Origin of the sequence: Mesorhizobium sp. M0514, assembly GCF_040321145.1 — a bacterium.
Lineage (GTDB): Bacteria > Pseudomonadota > Alphaproteobacteria > Rhizobiales > Rhizobiaceae > Mesorhizobium.
Genome location: NZ_JAMYQZ010000177.1, coordinates 1 through 3,964 on the forward strand (window position 1 = coordinate 1; position 3,964 = coordinate 3,964).

5 protein-coding genes are annotated in these 3,964 nt (G+C 62.6%); 1 reads left to right on the plus strand and 4 read right to left on the minus strand.

Going from position 1 to position 3,964, the window contains the following annotated elements; genetic code table 11:
* The coding region (locus NKI61_RS32410; RefSeq protein ID WP_352842359.1) for a PLP-dependent transferase at nucleotides 1–452 on the minus strand (452 nt) is incomplete at its 3' end.
* 122 nt (nucleotides 453–574) lie between these two features.
* Between NKI61_RS32410 and NKI61_RS32415 the strand changes: the two genes are divergently transcribed.
* Entirely contained in the window at nucleotides 575–1,033 is a 459-nt protein-coding gene (locus NKI61_RS32415) for an Lrp/AsnC family transcriptional regulator (protein WP_023714798.1), read from the plus strand.
* Nucleotides 1,034–1,081: 48 nt separating this feature from the next.
* Here NKI61_RS32415 and NKI61_RS32420 read toward each other — a convergent pair whose 3' ends face one another.
* The 3 genes from NKI61_RS32420 to NKI61_RS32430 all read right to left on the minus strand — a co-directional run.
* A complete protein-coding gene (locus NKI61_RS32420) occupies nucleotides 1,082–2,053 on the minus strand; it encodes an ABC transporter substrate-binding protein (protein ID WP_023682178.1) in 972 nt (323 codons plus the stop codon).
* A 38-nt stretch (nucleotides 2,054–2,091) separates the two neighbouring features.
* Complete coding sequence (locus NKI61_RS32425) at nucleotides 2,092–3,246, minus strand: ABC transporter permease (protein ID WP_352842361.1); 1,155 nt, start codon at nucleotides 3,244–3,246, stop codon at nucleotides 2,092–2,094.
* A partial coding sequence (locus NKI61_RS32430) for an ABC transporter permease (RefSeq protein ID WP_352842363.1) occupies nucleotides 3,243–3,964 on the minus strand: 722 nt, incomplete at its 5' end. The genes NKI61_RS32430 and NKI61_RS32425, both read right to left, overlap by 4 nt.

Sequence of the window (3,964 nt, forward strand, 5' to 3'; positions counted from 1 at the left end):
ACAGCGCCGATGCCGAAGCCGGACAGCGTGCGCGTCAAAAGCGTCTCGGTGCCGCCGTAAAGCGGCTGCGAATGCAGAATGACATCGCCCGGCCGGGCATAGGCGAGCAGCGTGGTGGCGATCGCCGACATGCCCGACGAGAACAGGATGCAGGCGTCCGTTCCCTCATAGACCGCCAGCCGGTCCTCGACGATCTCTGAGTTCGGATGGTTGAAGCGCGAATAGACCAGGCCGGACGCCGTGCCGCTCGGCGGCTCCTTGCGGCCGGATGTGTAGTCGAAGAAGTCGCGCCCCTCCTCCGCCGATTTGAACACGAAGGTCGAGGTCAGGAACACCGGCGGCTTGACGGCGCCTTCCGACAGTTGCGGATCGAAGCCATAGCTCAACATCAACGTTTCCGGATGGAGCTTGTGGTTGCCGATGTGGGTTTTCGACGGGCGCGGCGCGGTCATGGCTTTTCCTGCATCTGGAGGAGTCTCGTGCAGCAATTTATGCGATCCCGGTCCGCCAGTCCTTGCTATTCTCGGCCTCGCATGGCTGCATCCCGGCAACAAATTGCCCAGCGAGAGCAAAAGTGCAGCAGAAGATAGCCGACGATTTCGACCGCAAGATCCTGCGCGAGTTGCAGGCCGACGCCCGCATCACCAACAATGAGCTTGCGGAGCGCATCGGCCTGTCGCCGTCGCCATGTTTGAGGAGGGTACGCCGGCTGGAGGAGGCCGGCATTATCCGGGGCTATACCACGCTGGTCGACCCGGCCGCCTTCGGCTGGAACATGGTCGCCATCGCCACCGTCCGGCTCAGCCGCCAGAACGAGGACGAGATCGTCATGTTCGAAGACGCCATCCGCGGTTGGGAAGAGGTAATGGAATGCCACCTCGTCACCGGGTCGCGCGATTATGTGTTGAAAGTGGTGACCGGCAGCCTCGAACAGTACGAGCGCTTCATCAAGGAAAAGATCGCGCGGCTGAAATGCGTCGCTTCGATCGAGACCAGCTTCGTCATGAACACCATAAAGGAACGGCGCCTCTGACATTTGGTCAAAGGCGCCGCTCTCGAGGTCGAAATTGCCTGGCCAGGCTTATTTGATCGCCTTGTCGGTGATGGCCGTGGTGTAGGCGCCGGTCGGCGCCTTGGTGATGATCTTCTGGTCGAGCAGCGCCTTGGCGGTGCGCTCGTAGGTCGCCGGGTCGAGCTTGCCGTCGGCATTGTCGATCAGCTTGGCGACTTCGCTCATCATCCGCTTCTGGTGGTTTTCGTCCTGGCCACCGCCGTCCATGACAATGCCCGCGGCCTCGTCATTGTTGTCGATGGCATATTTCCAGCCCTTCATCGAGGCGCGCACGAAACGCACCATCTTGTCTTCGAAAGCCGGATCCTTGAGCTTGTCTTCCGAGGCATAGAGCCCGTCCTCAAGCAGGTCGTTGCCCATCGCCGAGTAGTTGAACACGGTGAGCTGGTCCGGCTTGTAGCCGGCATCGATCAGCTGCCAGTACTCGTTGTAGGTCATGACCGAAATGCAATCCGCCTGCTTCTGGATCAGCGGCTGCACGTCGAAGCTCTGCTTCAAAACCGTGACGCCATCCGGGCCGCCTTCGGTCTTCAGGCCGAGCTTGTTCATCCAGGCGTAGAAAGGATATTCGTTGCCGAAGAACCAGACGCCGAGCGTGTGACCCTTGAAATCGGCTTCGGTCTTGATCGGGCCGTCCTTCGGGCAGACCAGCTCCATGCCGGCCTTCTTGAACGGCTGGGCGATGTTGACCAGCGGCACGCCCTTTTCGCGCGCGGCGAGTGCCCCGCCCATCCAGTCGACGATGACGTCGGCGCCACCGCCGGCGATCACCTGCTCGGGTGCGATATCGGGACCGCCCGGCTTGATGTCGACGTCGAGGCCTTCGGCTTCATAAAAACCCTTGGCCTTGGCGACATAGTAGCCGGCAAACTGCGCCTGCGTGACCCATTTCAGCTGCAACGTCACCTTGTCGGCGGCCATTGCCTGGAACGCGGCCAGCGACATCGCGCCGGCCAGCATCGGAATGATCAGTCTTTTCATGTTTTTACCCTCTGAAGTTAACACCCGAACCCACCGCCCTATCCACCACGGACAGAGGGATGCCAAAACGTGACGGCTCTCTCGACGAGAGCGACCACGCCATAAAAGACCGAACCCGCCAGTGCTGCAACTGCGATTTCGGCCCAGACCATGTCGATGTTCATCCGCCCGACCTCGGTCGAGATGCGAAAGCCCATGCCGACCACAGGCGTGCCGAAGAACTCGGCGACGATGGCGCCGATCAGCGCCAGCGTCGAGTTGATCTTGAGCGCGTTGAAGATGAAGGGCGCTGCCGCCGGCAGTCTGAGCTTCAAGAGTGTTGGCCAGTAGCCCGACGCATACGTGCGCATCAAATCGCGCTCCATATGGCCGGAGGCGGCAAGACCGGCAACCGTGTTCACCAGCATTGGGAAGAAGGTCATGATGATGACGACCGCGGCCTTGGACGGCCAGTCGAAGCCGAACCACATCACCATGATCGGCGCCACACCGATGATCGGCAGCGCCGAGACCATATTGCCGATCGGCAGCAGACCGCGGCGCAGGAACGGCACCCGGTCCGCGGCGATGGCCACCAGGAAGCCGGCGCCGCTCCCGACGATGTAGCCGAAGATCACCGCCTTGAAGATGGTCTGCCTGATATCGGCGCCGAGCACCGGCAGGGAACTGGCGATGCGCACACCGATGGCGCTCGGCGGCGGCAAAAGGATGAAGGGAATGCCGGCGCCACGCGTCACCGCTTCCCATATGATCAGGATCCAGGCGCCGAAGATCGCCGGGATGATGAGGCGCAGCGCCATCCGCGCCCCTTTTGCCATCGGGCGAAGCCCCGACAGCACCGCCACACAGCGCCAGGCCAGCAGCCAGGCAGCGGCGAGCAGCAGGAAATAAGGCGCCAATGCCGTGCCTTCGAAACCTGTAATGCCCGAGATCAGCATCCAGGCGACGAGATGAGCGCCGATGAACAGCACCGCAGCCTCGGCCAGCGGCGAAATTCTGATCATCGAGATCAGCCCTGCCAGCACGGCCAGGCCGATCATCGGGGTCTTTATCCCGAAATAGGGGTAGTCGAAGCTTGCTGTCGGGTCTGCAAGGGCGGCCGCTTCCGGCTTCGACATCGCACCGAGCGCGACGGCGACGAGGCACAGCGCAATGGCCAGCACGGCTTGCCAGGAGGGCTTCAGCCAGTTCATGCCGGCCTCCCGCCCATCGCGCGGTCAACGAGGCGCCCGGCTATGCCGACCACCATGACCAGAAGGGCCGCCACCACCGAGCCCGCCACAAGGGCGGACCAGATGTCGATGGACTGGCTGTAATAGGCGCCTGCCAAAAGCTTGGCGCCGATGCCGGCGACAGCACCGGTCGGCAGTTCGCCGACAATGGCGCCGACCAGGCTCGCCGCCACCGCCACCTTCATCGAGGTGAACAGGAACGGCACCGAGGCCGGCACCCGCAGCTTCCAGAAGGTCTGCGAGACACTGGCATTGTAGGTGTGCATCAGGTCGAGATGCATGAGTTCGGGCGAGCGCAGGCCCTTCACCATGCCAACCGTCACCGGGAAGAACGACAGGTAGGTCGAGATCATCGCCTTTGGGATCAGACCGCTGATGCCGATCGCCCCCAGCACGACGATGATCATCGGCGCCACCGCCAGAATGGGAATCGTCTGGGAGGCGATGATCCACGGCATCAGGCTGCGGTCGAGCGTCGCCACATGCACGATGCCAACCGCGATGACGATGCCGAGCGCCGTGCCGAAGGCAAAGCCGAGCAACGTCGACGACAGGGTCACCCAGGCATTGTAGACGAGGCTTCGGCTCGATGTGATGGGCCGCAGGAAGGTGTTCTCGAAGAAGTTCACCGCCACCTGATGCGGCGCCGGCAGCGTCGGCTTGGGCTGCGACAGCGTCT

Bases quoted from the DNA above. Each gene is read 5' to 3' on its own strand.
- NKI61_RS32420 (WP_023682178.1), bottom strand. From the start codon at position 2,053: ATGAAAAGACTGATCATTCCGATGCTGGCCGGCGCGATGTCGCTGGCC.
- NKI61_RS32425 (WP_352842361.1), bottom strand. From the start codon at position 3,246: ATGAACTGGCTGAAGCCCTCCTGGCAAGCCGTGCTGGCCATTGCGCTG.